We start from the raw sequence: 22,432 nt of genomic DNA, 5'->3' as shown, positions 1-22,432 counted from the left end.
GGCTCGATGCCCCCGGTCCTGCCGATCGGACGCCGGCGCGCGACCCGGGGTTCCCGGGCAGCGGCCGCTCGGGCCTCTTCCCGGCCAGGCTGCGGGTGCCGCGGGCGACGCGGCTCGACGCGGTCCGGAACCGGTGCGGGCCGCACCGCGTCGCAGCGCTCAGGCCGCGTGCGGTCCGGTCGGCGGCGGGGCGGGTGGGCGCAGCCCCCACAGCAGGACCTCGGTCCCCGGGGTCGTCCCGACGAGCGCCGGGCGGTGCGCGACCGGCGCGGTGATCCGTGCCTCGTCGCCCGGTGCGAGCCCGATCGCGCCGAGCCGCGCCGCGCCGCGCACCACCTGAAGGTGTGCCAGGGGCGTGCGGGGCAGCGGCACCTCCTCCCCCGGCTCCGGGCGGGCCACCCGCAGCGTCGCGTCGGTCCGCGGCAGCCGGTGCTCCGCCCCGGGAGGGAAGGCGCGCACCACGGTGTACTCGGTGGCCCCGCCGGGGACGTCCGGCACCAGCCACATCTGGAGGAAGCGCAGCGGCAGGGCGCCGTCGTTGCGTTCGACGTGGCGTGCCGCCGCGCCGGTGGTGAGGCGCTGGAGGTCTCCGGGGCGCACCACGGTGGCGTTCCCGGCGCTGTCGCGGTGGGTCAGTTCGCCCTCGACGACCCAGGTGACGATCTCCAGGTCGCGGTGGGTGTGCTCCGCGTAGCCCGCGCCCGGGTCGAGCCGTTCCTCGTTGCAGGCGGTCAGCGGGCCGAACCGGAGGTTCCCGGGGTCGTAGAACCCGGAGAAGGAGAACGCGTGCCGGGTCTCGACACCGGCCGCCGGGTCGCCGCCCCGGTAGCGGTCCCCGGCTCGTCGGATCTCGATCCCGGTCCCGCCGTCCGCATCCATGCGCCCACCGTATCGGCGGGGCGCGCGGACCGCCGCGTGCGCCGGTCCGGGCCGGCGCGGCCCCGCGCCGGGGCGGGCGCCGCGCGTGGCCGGGGCGGACCCCTGGGGATTGCCCTGCGGCGCCGATGAGGCAGTCTGGGACCGTGTCCGACACACCTGAGCAGGAGAACAACGCCACGGCCGACCCGCGCGCGCCGCGGGTGAGCCGTGCGGCCGGGAACGTGCCCGGTGCCCGGGGCCCCGTGGGGCCCGTGCACGCCGCGACCGTCCGGAACCTGGAGCGTTCGGCGGGCAAGCTGGCCGCCGCCGCCATCGCGCGGATGGACGAGAACCTCTCCTGGTACCGCGTGATGCCACCGGAGAACCGGTCCTGGATCGGGCTGGTGGCGCAGGCGGGGATCGCCGCCTTCACCGAGTGGTTCCGGCACCCGGGGGCGCCGCAGGCCATCTCGACCGACGTCTTCGGCACCGCGCCGCGTGAACTGACGCGTGCGGTGACGCTGCGGCAGACGGTGGAGATGGTGCGCACCACCATCGAGGTGGTGGAGACCGCCGTGGACGAGATCGCCGCCCCCGGCGGGGAGGACGCGCTGCGCGGCGCGCTCCTCGTCTACGCCCGGGAGATCGCGTTCGCCACCGCTCAGGTGTACGCGCAGGCGGCGGAGGCCCGCGGCGCGTGGGACGCCCGGCTGGAGTCGCTGGTGGTCAACGCCGTGGTCTCCGGTGAGGCCGACGAGGGCGACGTCTCGCGGGCCGCGGCCCTGGGCTGGGACTCCCCGGAGCGGGTGACGGTCGTGGTCGGGTCGGCGCCCGACGGGGACAACGAGCTGACGGTGGAGGCGATCCGCCGCGCCGCCCGGTACGCGAAGATGCAGGTGCTGACCGGGGTGCTGGGCAAGCGGTTGGTGGTGATCGTCGGGGGGACCGACGATCCGCTGCGGGCGGCCAAGTCCCTGATCGCGCCGTTCGCGGCCGGGCCGGTGGTGGCGGGGCCGCTGGTGGCGGACCTCCAGGCGGCGACCCGTTCCGCGCAGGCGGCCACCGCCGGGCTGCGCGCCTGCGCGGCGTGGCCGGACGCGCCGCGCCCGGTGGCCGCCGACGACCTGCTGCCGGAGCGGGCCATGGCGGGGGACGCCACCGCCAGGGGGCTGCTGGTGGAGGAGATCTACAGACCACTGGAGCGGGCCGGCTCCGCCCTGCTGGAGACACTCAGCGTCTACCTGGAGCAGGCCAACAGCCTGGAGGGCGCCGCGCGGATGCTGTTCGTGCACCCCAACACCGTCCGGTACCGGCTCCGACGGGTGACGGACGTCACCGGCTGGTCACCGTCCGACGTTCGCTCCGCCTTCACGCTTCGTGTCGCCCTGATGCTCGGACGGCTCAGCGCGGGCGAGGCGCGGAGCTCGCACTGAGCACGACTTTTGTCGGAGGGTGACAATTTGCCCCACGGTTCTTGGTGACGGTCCCCACCCGCGCCCGGCACCGCAGCCGCGAGAGAGTGTGAGGGTGCTCGTTCTCGTCGCTCCCGGCCAAGGCGCCCAGACGCCTGGCTTCCTGACCCCCTGGCTCGAACTCCCCGGCGCAGCCGACCGGCTGCGCGGGTGGTCCGACGCGATCGACCTCGACCTGGTGCACTACGGCACCGAGGCCGACGCCGACGCGATCCGTGACACCGCCGTGGCGCAGCCGCTGCTGGTCGCCGCGTCGCTGCTGTCGGCCGAGGCCGTGCTGGGCACGCTGCCCGCCGCCGGCCCGGCGCCCGCGCTGGTCGCGGGCCACAGCGTCGGCGAGCTGGCCGCCGCGGTGTTCGCCGGTGTGCTGACGGCCGAGGAGGCGCTGGTTCTGGTACGGCGCCGCGGGCTGGCGATGGCGGAGGCCGCCGCGGTCACCGACACCGGCATGTCCGCCGTGCTGGGCGGCGACCCGGAGCAGGTCGCGGCGAAGCTCGCGGAGCTGGGACTGACGCCGGCCAACGTCAACGGCGCCGGGCAGGTCGTGGCGGCGGGCACCACCGAGCAGTTGGCCGCGCTGGCCGCGGACAAGCCGGAGAAGGCCCGCGTGAGGCCGCTGAAGGTCGCCGGCGCGTTCCACACCGCGCACATGGCGCCGGCGGTGGCCGCGATGGAGGAGGCCGCGCTCGGCCTCACGCCGGGAGACCCGGTGGTGCGGTACGTCTCGAACGCGGACGGCGCGGTGGTGGTCGAGGGCAAGGACGTGCTCTCCCGCCTCGTCGCCCAGGTGTCCAACCCGGTGCGCTGGGACCTGTGCATGGAGACTTTCCGGGCGGAGGGTGTCACCGCGCTCGTCGAGGTCTGCCCCGGCGGGACGCTCGCGGGGCTCTCCAAGCGCGCGCTCCCCGGGGTGCGGAACCTGGCGGTCAAGACACCCGACGAACTCTCCGCAGCCCGTGAACTCGTCGCGGAGTACTCCGCGGGCGAGCACTAAGCCGAACAGGAGCCCTCAGACGATGGCAGCGTCTCTCAGGTCGAGCAAGGGTGCCCCGTACGCGCGGATCCTCGGCACCGGCGGCTACCGCCCGCAGCGGGTGGTCCCCAACGAGGAGATCCTGAAGCACATCGACTCCTCGGACGAGTGGATTCGCTCGCGCTCCGGCATCGTGACCCGCCACTGGGCCAACGACGACGAGACGGTCGCCGAGATGTCGCTGGCCGCGGCGGGCAAGGCGCTCGCCGACGCCGGCATCGGCCCCGAGCAGGTCGGCGCGGTGGTCGTCTCGACCGTGTCCCACTTCATGCAGACCCCGTCGGTGGCGACCGAGATCGCCCACCGGCTGGGCACCGGCAAGGCAGCGGCGTTCGACATCTCCGCCGCCTGCGCGGGCTTCGGCTACGGCCTGGCCGTGGCGAAGGGCATGGTGGTCGAGGGCAGCGCCGAGTACGTCGTCGTCATCGGCGTCGAACGGCTGTCGGAGCTCACCGACCGGGAGGACCGCTCGACGGCGTTCCTCTTCGGTGACGGCGCCGGCGCCGTGGTCGTCGGGCCCTCCGACGTCCCGGCCATGGGCCCCACCGTGTGGGGCTCCGAGGGCGACAAGGCCGACGTGATCGAGCAGACCACCCCGTGGACCGCGTACCGCGACGGGGAGGTCGCCCGCTTCCCGGCGCTCCGGCAGGAGGGCCAGACGGTCTTCCGCTGGGCGGTCTTCGAGATGGCGAAGGTGGCGGCGCAGGCGCTGGAGGCGGCGGGGATCACCCCCGAGGAGCTGGACGCCTTCATCCCGCACCAGGCCAACATGCGGATCATCGACTCGCTGGCCAAGACCCTGAAGCTACCGGAGCACGTCGCCATCGCCAGGGACGTGGAGACCACCGGCAACACCTCCGCCGCCTCCATCCCGCTGGCGATGGAGCGGATGCTCGCCACCGGCCAGGCCAAGAGCGGCGACACCGCACTACTCATCGGCTTCGGGGCGGGTCTCGTGTACGCGGCGACAGTCGTTACCCTCCCCTAGGACATATCCCCCGACGGATCGGCATCCCGCCGGACCGTCATTCACACCCACGCGGTTCGCCGCGGAACACACAGATTCGAAGGAGCGGCGCACATGGCTGCCACGAAGGAAGAGATCATCGCCGGTCTCGCCGAGATCGTGAACGAGATCGCCGGTATCCCGACCGAGGACGTCGCCGAGGACAAGTCCTTCACCGACGACCTGGACGTCGACTCGCTGTCCATGGTCGAGGTCGTCGTCGCCGCCGAGGAGCGCTTCGACGTCAAGATCCCGGACGACGACGTCAAGGGTCTGAAGACCGTCGGCGACGCCACCAACTACATCCTGGAGCACCAGAGCTGACCCACCCGGTCCGCTGCGGGCGGCTCCCGGCCGCCCGTCCCCCCGTGCCCGCCGCCACCCCTCTCGGGGTGGCGGAGTTCCACCACCCTCGACAAGCGGAGCAGACAATCCCGTGAACGCGACCAATCGAACGGTGGTCGTCACCGGTATCGGCGCCACCACGCCCCTGGGCGGCGACAGCGCATCGACCTGGGACGGCCTGATGGCTGGGCGGTCGGGTGTGCGCCCCCTGGAGCAGGAATGGGCCGCCGAGCTGCCCGTGCGGATCGCCGCGTCCATCGCGGTCGAACCGGGAGAGGTTCTTCCCCGGCCGCTCGCCAGGCGGCTGGACCGGTCGGCGCAGTTCGCGCTGATCGCGGCCCGCGAGGCGTGGGCGGACGCCGGCCTCACCGGTCCCGCCGGTGAGGTCGGGGGCACGGTGGACCCGGACCGGCTGGGTACGGTCATCGCCTCCGGCATCGGTGGCGTGACGACCCTGCTGGACCAGTACGACGTGCTGCTGGAGAAGGGCGCGCGGCGGGTGTCGCCGCACACCGTCCCGATGCTGATGCCCAACAGCCCGGCGGCCAACGTCGGTCTGGAGGTCGGCGCCCGGGCCGGGGTGCACACCCCGGTCTCCGCCTGCGCCTCCGGCGCCGAGGCCATCGGCTACGCGGCGGAGATGATCCGCAGTGGCCGGGCGGACATCGTGGTCACCGGCGGCACCGAGGCGTGCGTGCACCCGCTGCCCATCGCGGCCTTCGCCAACATGATGGCGATGTCCAAGGACAACGAGAACCCCCAGGGCGCGTCCCGCCCCTACGACACGGGCCGTTCCGGCTTCGTGCTCGGTGAGGGCGCCGGCGTCGTGGTCCTGGAGTCGGCGGAGCACGCGGAGCGCCGCGGCGCCCGCGTCTACTGCGAGCTGCTGGGCCAGGGCCTCTCGGCGGACAGCCACCACATCGCCCAGCCGGAACCCACCGGCCGCGGCATCTCGGCGGCGCTGCAGAACCTGCTGGACGCAACCGACATCGACCTCGACGAGATCGTGCACCTCAACGCGCACGCCACGTCCACCCCGCAGGGCGACGTCGCCGAGGTCAAGGCGCTCCGCAAGGTCCTGGGCGACCACGTCGACCACGTGGCGGTCTCCGCCACGAAGTCGATGACCGGTCACCTCCTCGGCGGTGCGGGCGGCATCGAGACGGTCGCCACCGTCCTGGCGCTGCACCACCGCCAGGCCCCGCCCACCCTCAACGTCGACGAGCTCGACCCCGAGGTGGACGCGGACGTCGTGCGCGGCGAGCCGCGCGCGCTGCCCGCCGAGGGCCGCCTGACGGCGCTGAACAACTCGTTCGGCTTCGGTGGGCACAACGTGGTGCTGGCCTTCCGCACCGTCTGACACCGCGTCGACCTCACGGCTGCGGGGCCGGAACCCTCTCCAGGGTCCCGGCCCCGCAGCCGTTGTCGTCTTCCGCGCCGCGACGGGCAGCGCCCTCAGGGCTTGCCGGAGACCCGTACCGGGCCCGCGACGCCCACGGCCATGTGCTGCGTTGTCGGAGGTGCCCGAACACGACCCGGTACGCGGGGCGCCGCTCCGCCGTGCGGCCGACCGCGGCCGACGCCGCGAGCAGACCCGCCGCGGGGTCTCACGCACGCGCTCAGCTCAGACGACCTGGTGCAGCCAGCGCACGGGCGCGCCCTCCCCCGCGTGACGGAAGGGCTCCAACTCGTCGTCCCAGGGCTTCCCGAGCAGCCGGGTGATCTCGACCTCCAGGTCGCTCTCGCCGAGCGCGGCGCGCGCGGTGGCGGCGCGCAGTCGGTCCTCCGGGATCATGATGTCGCCGTGCATGCCGGTGACGGCGTGGTAGATGCCGAGGCCGGGGGTGCAGCTGTACCGCTCGCCCTCGGCGGTGGCGCAGGGTTCGGAGGTGACCTCGAACCGCAGCAGCTGCCAGCCGCGCAACGCGGACGCGAACTGGGAGGCCGTGCCCACCGCGCCCTGCCAGGACAGTTCGGCACGCCAGGTGCCCGGCGAGGCCGGCTGTCTCGTCCAGTCGAGACCGACACGGGTGCCGAGCACCCCGGCCACGGCCCACTCGATGTGCGGGCACAGCGCACGCGGTGCGGAGTGCACGTACAGGACACCTCGCGTGGTCATCTGACCTCCTGCCCTTCCTGCCGGGGCCCGGTCGGCCGGCGGCCGGACCCGAGCCGGCGCGGGGTCGCCCACGCCCGCGCATCGTCACTCAGCGAACAGTAAACACCACAGACAGCCACATCCTGGCAAAATCGGCAGCGTGTGACGGCGAGCGGATCTCTTACGCTGGTGGTGCGGACCCGCACACCCGCAGGCCGGGCCGGGTCCCAAGTTACCGTGCGGCCACGAGTGCCGGTTCCGCGGCGACACCCATGTCAACCCGTCCGGAGCAGGGAGCCGAATGCCGGTCAGCCGCCCCACCCGTCCGATCCGCCCCGCGCTCGCCGCGCTGCTCGCCGCAGCCACGCTGGCCGCGTGCTCCTCCTCGGAGCCGTCCGCGACCCGGGGCGACGCCGGGGAGGACTCCCGGCACGAGGACCTGGCCGGCCCGCGCTGGAACACCGAGCCGGCCTCGGTCGCCGCCATCGGCGACTCGATCACCACCGGCTTCGACTCCTGCGAACTGCTCGCCGACTGTCCGGAGGTCTCCTGGGCCACCGGGACCGAGGCCGAGGTGGACAGTCTGGCGCTGCGACTCGGCGCGGCACAGACCTGGAACGAGGCGGTGGCCGGCGCGATGATGGCCGACCTGCCCGGCCAGGCCCGACTCGCCGCCGCCAACGAACCGGAGCTGGTGACCGTCCTGGCGGGCGCCAACGACGCCTGCACCAGGACACCGGAGCGGATGACCGCGCCGGAGGAGTTCCGCGCCGCCTTCGCCGAGACGGTGGAGGTCATCCGCGAGGAGGCGCCGCAGGCGCAGATCTTCGTGGCCAGCGTTCCGGACCTGATGCAGCTGTGGCGAACCGGCCGCGAGGAGGACCGCGCCCGGATGGCGTGGCAGTTCGGGATCTGCCAGTCGATGCTGCGGGACGCCGCCACGGACGACGAGGAGACCCAGGAGCGGCGGGCGGCCGTCGCCGAGCGGGTGGACGCGTACAACACCGCGCTCGACGAGGTCTGCGCGGCGGACGTGCTCTGCCGGTACGACGACGGCGCCGTCAACGGGTACGCCTTCGCGCTGGAGGACCTCAGCGAGTGGGACTGGTTCCACCCCAGCCCCACGGGCCAGGCCGCGCTGGCGGAGCTGGCGCACGCGGCGGTGACCCGGGAGGACTGACCACCGGCCGCCTCGCGGCGCTGCGGGGCCGGTCCGGGATGCCCGGCAGCGCGACCGTGGCCCGCGCTCCACGGCAGGGCCTCAGCCACGGCGCGACCCAGCCGCACCTGCGCCCGGTCCGCACCTCCGCCGCAGGGGTCGACGCCGACACGTCGACCCCGGGGCGCGGCGTGCGCGTCCCGGGGTGTGTCGGCGCCGACCGCCGCGTCGGCCGCGCGGCGGCAGGGGTCAGGCGTGCTGGTGCCTGCCCCCGTGGTGCGCCGTCCGGCCGGTCACCATGCCGTACAGCCCCAGCAGGATCAGCGAGCCGACAATGGCGCAGATCCAGGTGGAGAGGGAGAAGAAGCCGGCCACGCCGACGCCGAAGATCACCACTCCGAGCCAGCCGCCGACCAGCCCTCCCGCGATGCCGAGCACGGCGGTCAGGATGATGCCGAAATTGGCACGACCCGGCAGTATCGCCTTCGCGATCATGCCGGCTATCAGACCGATCACAACCCACGCGATAACACTCATGTCCAGACTCCTCCTCTTACGTGGCCTGATTCCACTATCCCCCTGTCGGGCGAATCCGGCATGAGGAGCGCACCGGGACAAGCCGTCGGGCCCGTCGGAAACCGTCGCCGTAACGAGACCAGGCAGACCTTCTGGCAGAGCGGTGAACTTTGGTAACCATGGGTCGTCCCCCCGCCTTGTCCCGCCTGTTCCCCGTAAAACGCCCGGAGGGGCCGTGCCCGCACCATCGTCGGAAGCGCAGACCGCGCAACCCACCATCGAGGAGGACCGCCTCACCGGCGCCGTTCCCCAGCGACTGATCCAGCACGGCGGTCTCGCCGGCGCCGCGCCCCGGCTGCTCGCCGCGCTGGCCGACGCCGGGTCGGCGTCCGAGGCGAGCGCGGTCGTCTCCCGCCACGGCCGCTCGCTGTGGCGGGAGGCGATACGCCGGCTGCGCGAGGGTGACGGCGACGACCGTCCCCTCTACTGGGCGCGGCTGGAGCTGGCGCGCGCGGTCCGCGGCTGGCGCCCCGACTTCCCGGTGGACACCGGCGAGCTGCTGGGCGTCCTGGGCCGCGAGTCGCGCGGTATCGGCCTCAACGGCCTGCCGGCCGGTCCGGACCGGCTGCGCGTCGTCGTCACCGGCTTCGACCCGTTCGGGTTGGACAGCGACGTCCGCCGCGGCAACCCGTCGGGGGCGGCGGCGCTCGCGCTGCACGGCACCGTCGTCCGCACCGACTGCGGGCGCTCGGCGCACATCGAGGCCGTGGTGCTGCCGGTGCGCTGGCGCGACTTCACCGACGGCGTCGTGGAGCAGGCGCTGCGGCCGTACCTGGAGCCGGGTCCCCGCCAGGTCCACCTCTTCATGACCGTCAGCCAGGGTCGGCCCGGCGTCTTCGACATCGAGCGCCACAACGCCGGGTGGCGGGGCGAGGGTGCCGACAACCTCAAGGAGACCGCGCCGGGCCCCGTGCCTCCGGTCCCGGGGGCCGACGGGGTCCCCAACCCGCCGTGGACCGCCGGCACCCTGCCGCACGCGGAGATGGCCGCCGCTGCCACCGGCCCGCACCCGGTCCGCGGCAACCCCGCGGTGACCGAGGTCCCCGCGGGCGGCGGTGAGCCGGTGGTGCGCGAGGCCGGACCGACGGCGGGCTCGTCGGCGCGGGCGGGAGGCGGCGGGGACTACCTCTCCAACGAGGTGGCCTACCGCGCGACCCTCCTCCGCGACCGGGTGGCGGCGGGCGTGCCGGGCGGGCACCTCCACACCCCCGTCCTGCGGTTCGCCGAGGAGAACGCGTCCGAGGCGTCCGGCCGCTTCACCGACGGGACGCTGGTCGGCAGCCGCATGGACATCACCGCGCAGATCCGTTCGCTGCTCGCCGTCGCCGCCGGGACGCTCCCGGCCGGTGGCGCTGCCGACTGACCGCCGTCCCGCCGCAGCGGGCCGGCGGGCTCGGGCCCGGGTGGACATCCCTGCGGGGGTCCACCCGGGCCCGAGCTGCTGTGCGGCCGCTCAGAGCTCCACGATCATCTTCCCCGTGTTGTCACCCCGCAGGACGCCCAGCAGGGCTTCAGGGGTGTTCTCCAGCCCCTTCAACACCGTCTCGCGGTAGCGGAGTTCCCCGGACTCGACCCAGGCGGTCACCTGCGCCAGGAACTCCGGCCGCGACGCCTCGTGGTCGCCGACGATCATCCCCTGCGCACGGACGCGCTTGCCGACCATCAGGGCCAGGTTCCTGGGGCCGGGCGGCGGCTCGGTGGCGTTGTACTGGGCGATCATCCCGCACAGCACGATCCGGCCGTGGAGGTTCATCGCCGTGAGCGCCGCCTCCAGATGGTCGCCGCCCACGTTGTCGAAGTAGAGGTCGATCCCGTCCGGCGCGGCCTTCGGCAGCTGCTCGCGCACGGGCGCGTCCCGGTAGTTGAAGGCGGCGTCGAAGCCGTACTCCCCCGTCAGCAGGTCGACCTTCTCCGCCGAACCGGCGCTGCCCACGACGCGGGAGGCGCCCATCAGCCGCGCCAGCTGGCCCGCGGTGCTCCCCACGGCGCCGGCGGCCCCGGAGACGAGGACGGCGTCGCCCTCCTTGATGCCGCCGATCTCGCGCAGCCCGACCCAGGCGGTGAAGCCGGGCATGCCCAGCACGCCCAGATAGGCGGAGGGGCGCGGGGTGTCGCGCGGCACCGGCGCGGTGCGGCGCGCGGGCAGCGTCGCGTAGTCGCGCCAGCCGAGGCCGTGGAGCACGAGGTCGCCCGGCGCGAGCCCCTCGGCCTCGGAGGCGACCACCTCGCCGACGGCTCCGCCGTCCATCGGCTCGTCGAGGGCGAACGGCGGGACGTAGGACTTCTGGTCGTTCATCCGGCCGCGCATGTACGGGTCGACCGACAGATGGGTGTTGCGCACCAGCACCTCACCCTCGCCGGGCGCGCGGACCGGGACCTCGCGCAGCGCGAAGTTCTCCGGGACCGGGGTGCCGTGCGGACGTGAGGCGAGGTGCCAGGATCGGCCGGTGGCGGGCAGCGACATCGGGTTCCTCTCGTCGTGCGGATCGTGTCGGCCCGTCCGGTGGACGGGCCGGGTCGGTGGTTCCCCGGGGCGGTCGGACGCCACTGCGCCCGGCGGCGCGGGAGGCGGCCCGCGTCGGGCCGCCCGTCCCTCCTACCCAGTGGCCCCGGCGGGACGTCGACCATCGCGGGGCGGGGCGTTCGCCGCCGGTGAACACATCGGGCGGCAGGGGCTTGGCGGAGGCGGGGGCGGAGACGGGTTGGGGACGGGGACGGTCAGCCGTACTCCTCGGAGAGCAGGCAGAACTCGTTGCCCTCGGGGTCGGCGAAGACGTCGACGTCGGGGTCGACCTGCCCGAGATCGACGCGACGGGCGCCGAGCCCCAGAAGCCGCTCCACCTCGGCCGCGCGGTCGGAGCCGGGGGGCGGGGCGAGGTCCAGGTGCAGGCGGTTCTTCACGGTCTTCCGCTCGGGCACCGGCACGAACACCAGTCGGGGACCGCTCCCCCGGGCGCCCGTCCCGGCCGAGCCGGAGGGGTCGGCGCCCCCGTCGGCGGGTGGCGCGACGACGGCGCCCTCGGCCGACTCCTCGGTGACGCGCCAGTCGAGGAGCTGCGCCCACCAGTGCGCCTGGGCCACGACGTCACGGCAGTCGAACACCGTGGAGTACCAACGGACGGACATGCGTACCTCCTCGTACCGGTGGGACCCCGCCACGCGCCGCGGCAGGGGCAGGGGCAGGGGCAGGACAACACGACGGGGGTGGGACGGGTTCCTGCCCGTCCCACCCCCGTCGGGCCCGCCGTCCCGCGAGTCCCGGGCCGGGTGCGGACGGCGGACGGTTCGACACCGCGTCAGGCGGCGCCGCTGCCCCAGTCGTCGTCCAGCGGGTTCTGGCGGCCCTGCACCGAGCGCAGCTTCTGGCTCAGCGAACCGGGCAGCCGGTCACCGGCGCGGTCGGCGACCGCGTGGCCGGCGCGCACCGCGGCCTCACGGCCGTTGTGCGCCGCGGTCTCCACGCTGTTGCGGACGGCGGGGTTCTCGGCGACGCGCCGGGCGGACGCGGCGATCCGGTCGTAGCACCCCCGGCCGGCGCGCGCGCCGAGCACGAACCCCACTGCGGCACCGGTGATGAACGTGAGCTTCCGCATCGGAACGCCCCTCTTCCCTGCACTCGTCGTCGCTCCGGACCGGTCGGCCCGGAGCCCTACCGTCCGGGTACCCCGATTACCGATTTCAGAGCACCCCCTGTCATGCGCTAATGTATTGCTCGCAGCGAGGGAGCGCCCCCGGCAACGGGAAGCGGTACCCACGCGGAGCAGTCCCCTGTAGCTCAATTGGCAGAGCAGCCGGCTGTTAACCGGCAGGTTACTGGTTCGAGTCCAGTCGGGGGAGCATCACCCGAAGGGCCCCATCCGGGGCCCTTCGGCGTTTCCGGCGCATAGCGGCCGCCCAGGAGGGAACCGATGTCCTCATGGCCTCGGCGGCGAGCTCGGTCGAGCACCCCCCGACCCGGGCGGGAGATCGTATGAGCGGCTATGCTGCGGCAGACGACGCGCACTGATGTGCGCGACGCGCCGCTGATGGGGCGGTAGCTCAGCTGGTTAGAGCAACGGACTCATAATCCGTCGGCCGTGGGTTCGAGTCCCACCCGCCCCACACAGCGAAACCCCCCGTGACCTGCGAGAACGCAGGCTTCACGCTGACGGAAGCGCCGCGTTCGCCGCACCAACGCCGCACCGCACCCCTCGTAAGCTGCCCCTATGGCTTACATCAAGACCAACGCCCGGCTGTCCGGAGCCCCCTCGTTCACAGTCCTCTGGCGGGCCGGCGGAACCCGAACAGGGAGCTGGTGCCGCGAGACCTTCGACGACGAGGATCAGGCGAAACGGTTCCGCGACCTCGTCAACGGTCACGGACAGCAATGGCCGCCGGGGTGGGTCAAGGGTGAGGGCTTCGTCGAGCCGGGCGAGCCGCCGATGCCGGACTCGGAGAAGTTCGCGCTCTATGCGCACGCTTACGTGGGGCTGCTGACGGACATATCCGAGCACACGAGAACCAACTACACCAGGTTCATCGACAACCACCTGAGCCCGTGGTTTGGCGAACTGTCAGTCTCCGACCGAGGGCACAGAATCACGCGCGATCACATCAGCAGGTGGGTGCTCGACCTTCAGGCCGGACGACCGGGCCCCCAGCATCCGTCCGGCACCGCGCGTCGGCCGTACTCCCCGAAGACCATCGCCAACCTGCACGGGCTGCTGTTCAGCATCTTCCAGTCGGCTGTTGAGGCCGACCCCTCCCTACGCGACTCGAATCCGTGTGCCCACACGAGGCTGCCGAAGCCGGATGCCATCGAGGACGACGAGGTGTTCCTTGAGCACGAGGAGTACGCACTCCTGCGGGCACACCTCCGCGCGGACGCGGTTGACATCGTGGACACCCTGGTCGGCACGGGCCTTCGATGGGGCGAGGCCACCGCCCTGCAATGCCGAGACTTCAGCCTGGCCTCCAAGCGGCCGACACTCCGGGTACAGCGCGCATGGAAGCGTCGCGGCGAGGGCGGAACGTTCCTGGGGGCGCCCAAGACCAAGAAGTCACGGAGAACAGTCGTACTCACCCCGGAGCAGGTGCAGGTCTTTCGACGGCTCTGCCGCGGAAAGGGCCCCACCGACCTGGTGTTCACAGCCCCCGAAGGCGGTCCGTGGCACTCGGGGGTGTTCCACGCACACCGCTGGAAACCGGCGCTCAAGGCCGCGAACGGCGACGGCCTGACCAAACGCCCGCGCATCCACGATCTACGCCACACCCACGCCTCCTGGCTGATCGCCGGCAAGGTGCCCCTACCCGTCATCCAGGCCCGCCTCGGGCATGAGTCGATCACGACGACCGTCGACCGCTACGGGCACCTCCTGGAGTCCTCCGATGACGAGGTGGTCGCCGCTATCGAGTCGGCCATGGGGTCGCCGCTCTAGAACGCCCCGCCACAACCGACTCCACCACCTCATGGCGGCTAGCGCGGTCGCGCCACTGGGCACGAGTGCCGGAGCAGCCCCTGCGTGGCCTCGCAGACCAGCGCTTCGAGCGGTGACCGAACGGCCAGACGCGCGGAAGACGACTCGGGCCCCGCCGACCGGCACGAGGCACCAGCACGCGGACTGGACTGGCGCGTCGGCCACTTGGCCGAAGCAGCACGGCCCACCCGCCCGCCGCCTCTCCGGGCGGCCACCTCCGTCGCCTTGACTAATCCACCCATGTGCCCTAGCTGGGGGCTTTTGTGAGGGGAGAGCGGGCCGAGAAGTATCGGGTCTATAACAGAGTTGCCCAGTAGCCGACGGAAGACGAGTCACACCCCCCGGACACTAAACGTGCAGCTCATGGCGCCGCACAACATTCAATGTGACCACTGTGCGCCGCTCTGACTCGTTCCAGCTGCTTGGGCCTCGCGGAATTTGATCATGACTTTTCAGCCATGACCGCCTCAAGCGTCACGTACTGTCAAAAGACGTTCCCGGAAGCTTCACGGACAGCTCCGCTCGGTGTCACGTGTGTGCGATATCGGAGTCAGGCAGTGACCTCCTCCTCCAGGCGCGCGCCCTTCACGAGGTGTGCGAGGTCGCCGTCCTGGTGGGCGGGGGCACTTCGGGACCAGGAACAAGACGTCATTGACGCGGGCGCGGTATGCAGCCCGGCTCGGGGGAGCCATCACTTTCCGGTTGGAGGTATTACTCAGTGTGGTCGGATAAGAGTGGTCGAGAGCCGGTGGAGTTCGAGACCCCTCGCCAGAGTGCGGCCAGCCGTCAGCTCCTGCGGCTCTGGCGCAGAGCCGCAGCACAGACAGTGGAGAAGAATCTGCACCGTCTGATTCGGCGCGAGCTGCAAGACCTCGGTGTCACTCCCCCGCTCGACGTGGACGAACTCTGCCAAGCCCTCAGCCGACGGCGTGGGCGGCCCCTGTACCTGCACGAAGCTCCTCTGCCGAAGCCCGGACCTTCGGGTATGTGGGCGGAGTGCGACACGTATGACCTGGTCCTGTACCAGCAGGAGACGACGCGCCTCCACCAAGAGCACATCATCCTGCACGAGGTCGGGCACATCCTTGTCGCGGAGAGCGAGGATGCAGCCGCCGGTTCCTCCGGTGAGCCGCGGGATCTCGATGAGGGCGATGCCGCGGCCCTGGACGTGGAGGGTTGGGCGACGCTGATCCCGGCCTTCGGCACCGAGTCGATCAAGCGGGTCGCTCAGCGATGCTCGTACGACGAGGACGAGGAGTGCGCGGCCGAACTCGTGGCGACGATCATCTTGGAGTGGTCGACGCTTCTTGCGGGCTCCACTCCTCCGGCTGACGATCCCTCTCTGCAACGAGTCGAGTCGGCGCTCGGGGACCGGCGAGGGTGGCTGTGACCCATGACGTTCCTACTCCTCGGGCTCGTGGCCGCTCTCGGCTGGAAGCTCTACCAGTGGAAGCGGAGCCCCGGTGACGCACCTCTTCGCTCGGTCACCCTCTGTCTGCTCTGTGCCACGCTCTCGTACCCCGTAGCGATGCCCGGTGGCGCGACCGGCGTCGACACCGTTGCCGGACACGGAACGGCCAAGCTGATCCAGAACGTACTCCTGCTTCTCGCGGTGTACTTCCTGATGTGCTTCTACCTTTACTCCGCCGCGGACAAGGAAGCGGGCCGACGTAGGGCTCGCAGGGAAGCCGTCGTGGTCGGGATCTTCGTGGTGGCGATCACCGTGGCTGCCGAAACGGTGCCAGGTGATGTCTTCGCCGGCTCGTTCAGCACAGCGGACATGACGATTCCACAGATCGCGTTCTTCTACAGCAGTGCCGGCCTCTACCTGATGTACGCGCTCGGGATGGCGTGCCGGTGGACTGTCCGCTATGCCCGCTTGTCCCGTCGACCGCACTCCACCGGGCTCTGGATGACTGCCGTGGGGCTGGGGGTGATGGCGCTGGCCTGCGCGATCCGGGCTGTGTTCGTCGCCTTCCGTGCAGCAGGCACGGAGGTACCGCAACCGCTGATGGCCGCAGTTGCCTTCCTCCTGGTGGCGTCGATCCTCACGTTCGCGGCGGGGGTCACGTACTCCGGGGCGCGAACTCGGATCTCGTCTCTGCGTCTCTGGCTCCAGCACCGACGTGATCACCGGCGGCTCGCGCCGCTGTGGGAACTTCTCGCGGAGGCGTACCCGGACACCGTTCTGCGGCCGGCGTCCGATGCGGTCATGGATCGATGGCGGGCCCGCGGCGTGCACCGGCGCTACCACCGTCGCATAGTGGAATGCCGTGACGGGCTGGTGAACATCAGCCCCTACCTGCTGGAGGCCGACGAGACCACCATCCTCAACATCGACTCCGCCGAGCTCGCTGACCGGCTCCGCCGAGCGTCCGCACGGATCGGGAAGGGTGTACCCGCTCCGCGCCCCGCGGTTCCTATCGCGATGGCGCTGGGCAGCGACCGTGAGTCGGATGTGAAACAGCTGATCGCGGTGTCCGACGAACTGCGCACAGCCGCATGACCTCGCACAGCCAAGGAGGCAGGATGCTGATTACCGGTGGGCGGGTTCTCGTCGACTCGGGGACATACCTGGAAAACGGCGCTGTTCTCGTCGACGGCGAGTCGATCGCTGCCGTCGGGTCGCGCAAGGCGATCGAAGAGCAGGCCGGGGCCGACGTACCCCGATTCGAGTTCGGTGGCACCATCCTGCCCGGCCTCATCGATGCGCACGTGCACCTGGCCTTCGACGGCAGCGCCGATCCCGTAGCCACCCTCCAGGACTCGACGGACGACGCCCTGCTGGAGGACATGCGGTGCCGCGGCGAACAGCTGCTGCGCAGCGGCGTCACGACGGCCCGGGACCTCGGAGACCGCGGCGGGCTCGCTCTTCGCCTCGCTGCGGAGATTACGAGCCGCCGGACTCCCGGGCCACGGATCGTATCCGCGGGCACCCCAGCAACCTCGGTGGGAGGCCACTGCCACTTCCTCGGCGGGGAGGTCTCGGGCGAAGCGGAGATCCGCGAGCTCGTACGGCGCAACCTGGCGGCCGGGGCCGGAGTCATCAAGGCCATGGTGACCGGCGGTGGTTTGACCAAGGACGGCCCCAAGAGCCACCAGTCTCAGTTCACCGCGGAAGAGTTGACCGCCCTGGTGAACGAGGCCCACGAAGGAGGCGTGCCCGTCGCGGCACATGCGCACGGCGCCGATGGAATCGCCGCAGCCGTTGAGGCCGGGGTCGACACCATCGAGCACTGCACCTGGATGTCGAGCGACGGCCTCGACTTCCGTCCCTCCGTGGTCCAGCAGATCATCACGAAGGACATCGCCGTGTGCCCGGCCGTGAGTCCGCACTGGCAGATGCTGCCTCGCTTCTTCGGTGAGGAACGCGCCAACGCGATGTTCGACCTGGTGCGCCAGATGGCAGACGCGAGCGTTCGTCTGATCGCGGGCACGGACGCCGGCGTGCAGCGGGCAGGCTTCGACGGCTTGGTGCCGGCTCTCGCGTTCTACACGCACCTCGGCTTCCCGAACACCTCGGTCATCGACATGGCGACATCGCAGGCAGCCGAGGCTCTGGGCCTGGCGAACGTCACGGGCAAGCTTGCTCCCGGCTACCGCGCGGACCTGCTCCTGGTCGACGGCGACCCACTCGCGGACCTCTCGGCGCTGAGCCGAGTCCGAGCGGTGTTCGCTGCAGGCCTTCGGCACGAGTCTGTGTAACTGCCGGAAGCCAATGAGCTGTTGCCGCCCCACCTCACAGGTTGGGAACAGCTCACTGCGGAGGGAAATACGAACCCGGGCCTTCTGGTCCGGCTTCGCCCGCAGCTCGGAGATCAATCCGGATCTGCTCAATGCGGTCGGACAGGTACTCGGCGAGCTCTCCAACTTCTCGAAACCACTCAGTATTCCCGTCTCGGTACTGCCCGAACCGCTGATGGAACTCACGCTCCAGAGATCGCCCTCCCACCTCAAGGAGCACCACGTTCTCTTTGCGCAGCGCCAGGCTGCGAATACGACTCCGAAGATTGGTCGTCGTCCCAATCTTGATACGGTTTCCGTTCCTCATGAAGTACACGAGCGGCGCATGAGCCTTTTCTGGTATCTCCCATGAGACCGATGGACGAACTGGCTCGACAGGCTGACCTATCCCATCTGCTAGCTCATGCCCGTACAGTGCCGCGATCTGGGCAAGTCGAGCAGACCTACGAATATCCCGCTCCCGCTCCCAGCGCTCCCTTTTCCGCATACGGTCATTTCGAATGATCTCGTCCAGGACCACCTGATCTTCCGGCTCTAGCGCCAGATGCTGAATGTAAAGATGCCAGACAGTCACGCCCATCAGGACAATTGCGACAGCTAGCAATGGGGGCCAAAGTGAACCCCAGTGAGCCAGGGCAACCATCAGAACCAGCACTGCTTGAACAAACCAACCGGCTTTACGGTAAGCCCTCGCCACGTCATGCTCAAAATGCCGCACCCGCTCTTGCGCAAGAAAGCTTAACCACACGCAAGGAAGCATCACTGCCTGGGCGTTCAGCATCCAGTACGAGAAAGAGCTATCCACGTGTCGGCCGATATCGGGAACAATCAGAAGTACCTCAAATACGGCAATCCCCAGCACCATGAAGATTGCCAATCCGGCAACAATTCTTTCACCGGTCTCTTGGTGCGTCTCGACTGCGGGCTGATCAGGGAACACGGCGCTCCTATCCAAGGATCGCCCCTCGGATGCTCCTCGGGGAACGTCACCGATGATCCTCCCACGAGGGTCCGACAATACGCTGAGTCACACCTGCGTTCCGTTACCCGCCGGACCAGGCGACCGGCCAACTCGGCGCTCGGCAGCCGGGTACAAACCCAGAGCGTGCCACGTAGGCGAAGGCGGCACGCCCCACCTCAGAACAGCTGATGGCCGGCCAGGGGGACTCGCTGGAGTGACGCCGGACCGGGAGGGAAGCCTGGCCCCCGGGGCCAATACTGATCAAGCCCACTGATCCAGCTCAATCCCCAGGTGGAACCCTCGCACGTGGCTGCCACCCCTAGCCGCTCCTCCTGCTGGGTTGGGCAACCCTCTCAAACCGAATCGCAGCCCTGAGCACAACCACCCTGAATACGTTGAGCCCCTGGGGCGATCAGATTCGCGGCGGCTAGGAGTCGCCCCCCGCACGGGGAACTCTCTTGTCCAGCTCGCCAGCGACCTCGTTCAGCATCGACAAGACGTCGGCTGGCAAGCCCTCGGCGCCCATGCCGCGGGCCCGGATTCGTCCGACCTTCCCCTGCTTGGCGTCCGACATGAGGCGGAGCCCTTCGTAGACCTGGCGGGCGATGGCATCGCTCGGCTCGAAGTACAGCTTGGAGACGTCGAAGAACTGGGCGAGACCTTCGAGGACCACCGGCGCTGGCGCGTCATCGCTCCCCTTCCGCAGGGCCTCGACGCCCTCGGCCGACGTGACCGCGGAGCCCGCGTAGGCGTTCACGGCGTCCGCAATCTCTTGATCCCCCGGTGCGGTTCGACCCGGGTAGGTCCGCTCCAAGAGGAGCGTGATCTTCTCGGCCAGCGTCTCCGGACGCCCCTCGACCTCAGCGGCATCCTCGTCGACCTCTCCGAAGGATCGGTCCTGGGCGCGCTTCAGCTCTTCTTCGGAGACCCCGTAGCCGGCCGCAAGAGGCGGGATGTACCGGTCCTTGAGCCGCCGGACTCCCTGTTCAGCTCCGGCCACGGGCCCATCGCTCTTGGTGCCGATGATCGACTTCGTCTCGTAGCGGTAGAGGCCGGCGTCGCACCGCAGGTCGGCCAGGTCCGGCAGGCCGTCTCGCGGGAAGAGATCGTCCAGCGGTCGGTTGAGGACTTTGGCGAGAGCAGTCAGCCTCTCCAGGTCGGGCGTCGTCGCCCCCGACTCCCACCCCGCGACGGTCGAGTCCGCAGCGCCGAGGGCGGACGCCACGTCCGCCTGCGAGATGTCCGCGGCTCGACGTACCGCGCGCACGCGTTCTCGGTCGAAACGGCGAGCTGGCATCGGACCTCGTTTTGGGGTGAACCGAGGAAACCTCGGACTGTTGACTTTTCATGCGAACCAAGATAGATTCATCTTAGCGAAAAAGGAGGGGGTTCGCACCTCCCTCCGCCTTCGCCCACCCGTGGTTCACATCGTGGACCGGTGAGGTGGAGGGAGGGCCGCGCCTCAGCCAGGCGCAGTGCCCTCATAGACGCTGGCGCCCGAGAGTTCGCACCTCTCGGACGCCAGACGGCTCGTGATCCGCAGCTCCCAGCAGAGGCGGCGGTCACTCGCAAGGCCCCTCCGTGTCCTCTTGCACGGCGCGACGGAGCGGCCTACCACACAGAGGAGTCTCGCATGTCCACTACTCCAGGCTGCACCCCGGAGGGGAAGAGCCCGCCGAGTCCAGCAGCGCAGCTGGCGACGCAGGTGGCGTCCATGCTGCCGGAAGCCGCCGTCGTACAGGTGCGAATCCAGGGGCCTCACACCCTGTGGCCCCACCTTGGGCTCACCGCCGTGAACAGCCACGGACGGCACGTTCCTGTACCCCGGGCGAAGGCGCTCGTCCTCGCTCGGTGGATCATCCGGTCTTTTCCTCAGGCGCAATGGGCCGCGTCCGGCGGCCACGCCTTTGACCTGCGCACGGCCGAGCTGCGCGGGCTGGAAGCGTGATGGCAACCATGGCCTCGGCAAACGCACCGGCCCCCCTCGGCAGCCTCGACTTGCAGGGCTTCGCCGCCATCCTCGATCTCCTGGCCCAGGCCGGCGGAATGAACGGCCTGCCGGGCGCGCACCGCGCACCGGAGACCAAGCGCTTGCACCTCGGATATGACGAAGCGGCGGAACGGTTGAACATCCCAGAAAAGTGGCTGCGTGAGCGCATCTCTACACTGCCTCACCGGAAGCTCGGGAAGTTCGTACAGTTCACCGAGGACGACCTCCGCGCCATTTCCGATATGCACTTCGTCAATCCGGGCAAAGAGGATCAGAAGAGCGTCGACCCTAAGCGGTCACCGCTGCAGCCCTCACGGCGCTCTCGCAGAAATCCCTGACAACTCTCCCGTGCCCGAACCCAGCGTTTGCGGCGCCGCGAACAACGCGAGACACCAATGACCACTGCCATATCCGGCCTCATCGAGGCCGCACGCCAAGGCAACTGGCTACCCCTGACAGAAGAAGCCAAAGGAGCCCCAGGGAAGCATTGGGCAGAATCCGCCCAGTGCACCAACCAGGACATCAACCTTTTCGTTCCCCCAGGGGACGGGCCGCGAGAAGACGCTAATTCCGTGAAGAGGAAGTTGGGCTTCTCTCTCAATCGCCCGCGCAACCTCTGTGCCTCCTGCCCATTGGCTGTTGCCTCCCGGTGCCTGGTGGAATCCTTGAAGAACGACGACGAGTTCGGGATCAGAGGCGGCCTCCTGGCTTCGGAGCGCTCGGAACTACGGCACGCCTGGCAGAGACGGGCTAGCGAAGAATCGGTAGAACGGGCACTCCAAGGATGCAGTGAGGCACTGAGTAAACGCGAACGAAGCGCCGCAATCGCGCGCTTCGCAACCGATCCATCCTTGGACGCTACAGCTGTCGCTCGCGGGCTCGGCGTAACACACGAGTACCTGCTGAAACTCGCACGCCGCTACCGTAAATCGCAGACAGCTCAGACCTCGCTTCGCATCGGCGCGGGCGTGGCCTGACACTTTATCTGCAAATTTCCCTCCGGGCGACAGTCGCCAAGTTCCCGGGAGTCCCCCATGCCTCAGAACAGAATCTCTGGATTCGACGCTGCGAGCATCAGCGCCGCAATCCGCGAAATCGAATCAACAGTCGTACTCGTGCGGGTGCATCCTGCGCGCCCCCCTGTCACCCACCTATTCGGAGAGGACTTCTACCGCATGCTTATCGATCGCAGGGCCAAAGACGAAGCGACGCGCATTGTCAGGTGTGGCTTCGGTGAACTCGTCAACTGGCGCCGCGCGCATGACTTTCATGTTCCCACAGAGACACTGTACCTGACTCCAGAACCGCATGAGAGCGGCTATATCCCTGAGGACGATCACACCTTCGGCCTTTCTCCCCGTCGACGCATAACGATACCTGGCGGTGAGCGGCGATGAGCGATGTCGCGACCGACCTGGTCTGGTCACAGTCCAAGGCGTGTAGGGGTTCACGGCTCGTCATGCTGGCACTCGCCAGAGAGGCGGACGAGTACGGTACGGCCAAGCTGAGCCTAGAGGAAATCTCTACGCTCACTCGACTCACTCCTCGATCGATCACGAAGTGCCTCGCAGAATTGACACGACTTGGAGAACTCAGCCACGAGCGTGGAGGGGGCGCCTCCAACCCGAACACCTACTCAATCTCCAGACTGTTGCGCAGAGCGGCGACTGCAGACCGGTCCGGTTCAGGGAAAGAGGTACCTGATCCCCCCTCTCAAGAGGCAGGATCAGGAAT

22 protein-coding genes and 2 tRNA genes are annotated in these 22,432 nt (G+C 70.1%); 16 read left to right on the top strand and 8 right to left on the bottom strand.

Going from position 1 to position 22,432, the window contains the following annotated elements:
- Positions 1–159 precede the first annotated feature (159 nt).
- Entirely contained in the window at positions 160–879 is a 720-nt protein-coding gene (locus tag HCN56_RS00405) for a pirin family protein (RefSeq protein ID WP_167967375.1), read from the bottom strand.
- A gap of 221 nt (positions 880–1,100) precedes the next feature.
- Between HCN56_RS00405 and HCN56_RS00400 the strand changes: the two genes are divergently transcribed.
- The 5 genes from HCN56_RS00400 to HCN56_RS00380 all read left to right on the top strand — a co-directional run bounded on the left by HCN56_RS00400 (position 1,101) and on the right by HCN56_RS00380 (position 6,074).
- Complete coding sequence (locus HCN56_RS00400; RefSeq protein WP_312870969.1) at positions 1,101–2,291, top strand: PucR family transcriptional regulator; 1,191 nt, start codon at positions 1,101–1,103, stop codon at positions 2,289–2,291.
- 94 nt (positions 2,292–2,385) lie between these two features.
- Positions 2,386–3,324, top strand: a complete 939-nt coding sequence (locus HCN56_RS00395) for an ACP S-malonyltransferase (protein ID WP_167967373.1) — start codon at positions 2,386–2,388, stop codon at positions 3,322–3,324.
- 22 nt (positions 3,325–3,346) lie between these two features.
- Positions 3,347–4,351 carry a ketoacyl-ACP synthase III gene (locus tag HCN56_RS00390; protein ID WP_167967372.1) on the top strand — a complete coding sequence of 335 codons (1,005 nt, stop codon included), beginning with the start codon at positions 3,347–3,349 and terminating at the stop codon, positions 4,349–4,351.
- A 93-nt stretch (positions 4,352–4,444) separates the two neighbouring features.
- Positions 4,445–4,693, top strand: a complete 249-nt coding sequence (locus tag HCN56_RS00385; RefSeq protein ID WP_167967371.1) for an acyl carrier protein — start codon at positions 4,445–4,447, stop codon at positions 4,691–4,693.
- A 112-nt stretch (positions 4,694–4,805) separates the two neighbouring features.
- Positions 4,806–6,074, top strand: coding sequence for a beta-ketoacyl-[acyl-carrier-protein] synthase family protein (locus HCN56_RS00380; protein ID WP_167967370.1), 1,269 nt, complete (start codon positions 4,806–4,808; stop codon positions 6,072–6,074).
- A gap of 264 nt (positions 6,075–6,338) precedes the next feature.
- Here the strand turns inward: HCN56_RS00380 and HCN56_RS00375 are convergent, their stop codons facing one another.
- Positions 6,339–6,833 carry a DUF3145 domain-containing protein gene (locus HCN56_RS00375; RefSeq protein WP_167967369.1) on the bottom strand — a complete coding sequence of 165 codons (495 nt, stop codon included), beginning with the start codon at positions 6,831–6,833 and terminating at the stop codon, positions 6,339–6,341.
- A gap of 280 nt (positions 6,834–7,113) precedes the next feature.
- On the opposite strand from HCN56_RS00375, the gene HCN56_RS00370 reads away from it, so the two are divergent.
- Positions 7,114–7,992, top strand: a complete 879-nt coding sequence (locus HCN56_RS00370; protein WP_167967368.1) for a GDSL-type esterase/lipase family protein — start codon at positions 7,114–7,116, stop codon at positions 7,990–7,992.
- A 228-nt stretch (positions 7,993–8,220) separates the two neighbouring features.
- Here the strand turns inward: HCN56_RS00370 and HCN56_RS00365 are convergent, their stop codons facing one another.
- Positions 8,221–8,508, bottom strand: coding sequence for a GlsB/YeaQ/YmgE family stress response membrane protein (locus tag HCN56_RS00365; protein ID WP_167967367.1), 288 nt, complete (start codon positions 8,506–8,508; stop codon positions 8,221–8,223).
- 214 nt (positions 8,509–8,722) lie between these two features.
- Between HCN56_RS00365 and HCN56_RS00360 the strand changes: the two genes are divergently transcribed.
- Entirely contained in the window at positions 8,723–9,910 is a 1,188-nt protein-coding gene (locus HCN56_RS00360) for a PA0049 C-terminal domain-containing protein (RefSeq protein WP_209312177.1), read from the top strand.
- Between the two features lie 90 nt (positions 9,911–10,000).
- Here the strand turns inward: HCN56_RS00360 and HCN56_RS00355 are convergent, their stop codons facing one another.
- The 3 genes from HCN56_RS00355 to HCN56_RS00345 form a co-directional block, all read right to left on the bottom strand.
- Positions 10,001–11,011, bottom strand: a complete 1,011-nt coding sequence (locus tag HCN56_RS00355) for an NADP-dependent oxidoreductase (protein ID WP_167967365.1) — start codon at positions 11,009–11,011, stop codon at positions 10,001–10,003.
- A gap of 254 nt (positions 11,012–11,265) precedes the next feature.
- The gene (locus HCN56_RS00350) at positions 11,266–11,673 is read right to left on the bottom strand and encodes a VOC family protein (protein ID WP_167967364.1); all 408 of its coding nucleotides are present in this window, start codon (positions 11,671–11,673) and stop codon (positions 11,266–11,268) included.
- 170 nt (positions 11,674–11,843) lie between these two features.
- Complete coding sequence (locus HCN56_RS00345; RefSeq protein WP_167967363.1) at positions 11,844–12,140, bottom strand: YtxH domain-containing protein; 297 nt, start codon at positions 12,138–12,140, stop codon at positions 11,844–11,846.
- Positions 12,141–12,311: 171 nt separating this feature from the next.
- Between HCN56_RS00345 and HCN56_RS00340 the strand changes: the two genes are divergently transcribed.
- From HCN56_RS00340 to HCN56_RS00315, 6 genes are all read left to right on the top strand, one after another.
- Positions 12,312–12,384, top strand: a tRNA-Asn gene (locus HCN56_RS00340).
- A gap of 190 nt (positions 12,385–12,574) precedes the next feature.
- Positions 12,575–12,648 (top strand) — tRNA-Ile (locus HCN56_RS00335).
- 104 nt (positions 12,649–12,752) lie between these two features.
- Complete coding sequence (locus HCN56_RS00330) at positions 12,753–13,964, top strand: tyrosine-type recombinase/integrase (RefSeq protein WP_167967362.1); 1,212 nt, start codon at positions 12,753–12,755, stop codon at positions 13,962–13,964.
- A gap of 787 nt (positions 13,965–14,751) precedes the next feature.
- The gene (locus HCN56_RS00325; RefSeq protein ID WP_312870967.1) at positions 14,752–15,393 is read left to right on the top strand and encodes a hypothetical protein; all 642 of its coding nucleotides are present in this window, start codon (positions 14,752–14,754) and stop codon (positions 15,391–15,393) included.
- A 3-nt stretch (positions 15,394–15,396) separates the two neighbouring features.
- Positions 15,397–16,509, top strand: coding sequence for an MAB_1171c family putative transporter (locus HCN56_RS00320; RefSeq protein ID WP_167967361.1), 1,113 nt, complete (start codon positions 15,397–15,399; stop codon positions 16,507–16,509).
- A gap of 23 nt (positions 16,510–16,532) precedes the next feature.
- The gene (locus HCN56_RS00315; protein WP_167967360.1) at positions 16,533–17,708 is read left to right on the top strand and encodes an amidohydrolase family protein; all 1,176 of its coding nucleotides are present in this window, start codon (positions 16,533–16,535) and stop codon (positions 17,706–17,708) included.
- Between the two features lie 52 nt (positions 17,709–17,760).
- Here HCN56_RS00315 and HCN56_RS27110 read toward each other — a convergent pair whose 3' ends face one another.
- Together HCN56_RS27110 and HCN56_RS00305 are read right to left on the bottom strand one after the other, a co-directional pair.
- Positions 17,761–18,687 (bottom strand): GIY-YIG nuclease family protein, encoded by a 927-nt coding sequence (locus tag HCN56_RS27110; protein ID WP_167967359.1) that lies wholly within the window; start codon positions 18,685–18,687, stop codon positions 17,761–17,763.
- A gap of 448 nt (positions 18,688–19,135) precedes the next feature.
- Positions 19,136–20,005, bottom strand: a complete 870-nt coding sequence (locus HCN56_RS00305; protein ID WP_167967358.1) for a helix-turn-helix transcriptional regulator — start codon at positions 20,003–20,005, stop codon at positions 19,136–19,138.
- Between the two features lie 417 nt (positions 20,006–20,422).
- Between HCN56_RS00305 and HCN56_RS00300 the strand changes: the two genes are divergently transcribed.
- Genes HCN56_RS00300 through HCN56_RS27355 form a run of 3 tightly spaced genes read left to right on the top strand, consistent with a single transcriptional unit; the run spans position 20,423 to position 21,675 of the window.
- On the top strand, positions 20,423–20,656 hold the full coding sequence (locus HCN56_RS00300) for a transcriptional regulator (RefSeq protein WP_245245771.1): 234 nt from the start codon (positions 20,423–20,425) through the stop codon (positions 20,654–20,656).
- Positions 20,656–21,036, top strand: a complete 381-nt coding sequence (locus tag HCN56_RS00295; RefSeq protein ID WP_245245770.1) for a helix-turn-helix domain-containing protein — start codon at positions 20,656–20,658, stop codon at positions 21,034–21,036. Before HCN56_RS00300 ends, HCN56_RS00295 begins: the two co-directional genes overlap by 1 nt.
- 57 nt (positions 21,037–21,093) lie before the next feature.
- Entirely contained in the window at positions 21,094–21,675 is a 582-nt protein-coding gene (locus HCN56_RS27355) for a WhiB family transcriptional regulator (protein ID WP_167967356.1), read from the top strand.
- Positions 21,676–22,432: the final 757 nt, after the last annotated feature.

The sequence above is a fragment of the Streptomyces lonarensis genome, from assembly GCF_012033735.1.
Taxonomy (GTDB): domain Bacteria; phylum Actinomycetota; class Actinomycetes; order Streptomycetales; family Streptomycetaceae; genus Streptomyces; species Streptomyces lonarensis.
This window is presented reverse-complemented; position numbering and strand designations above follow the sequence as displayed.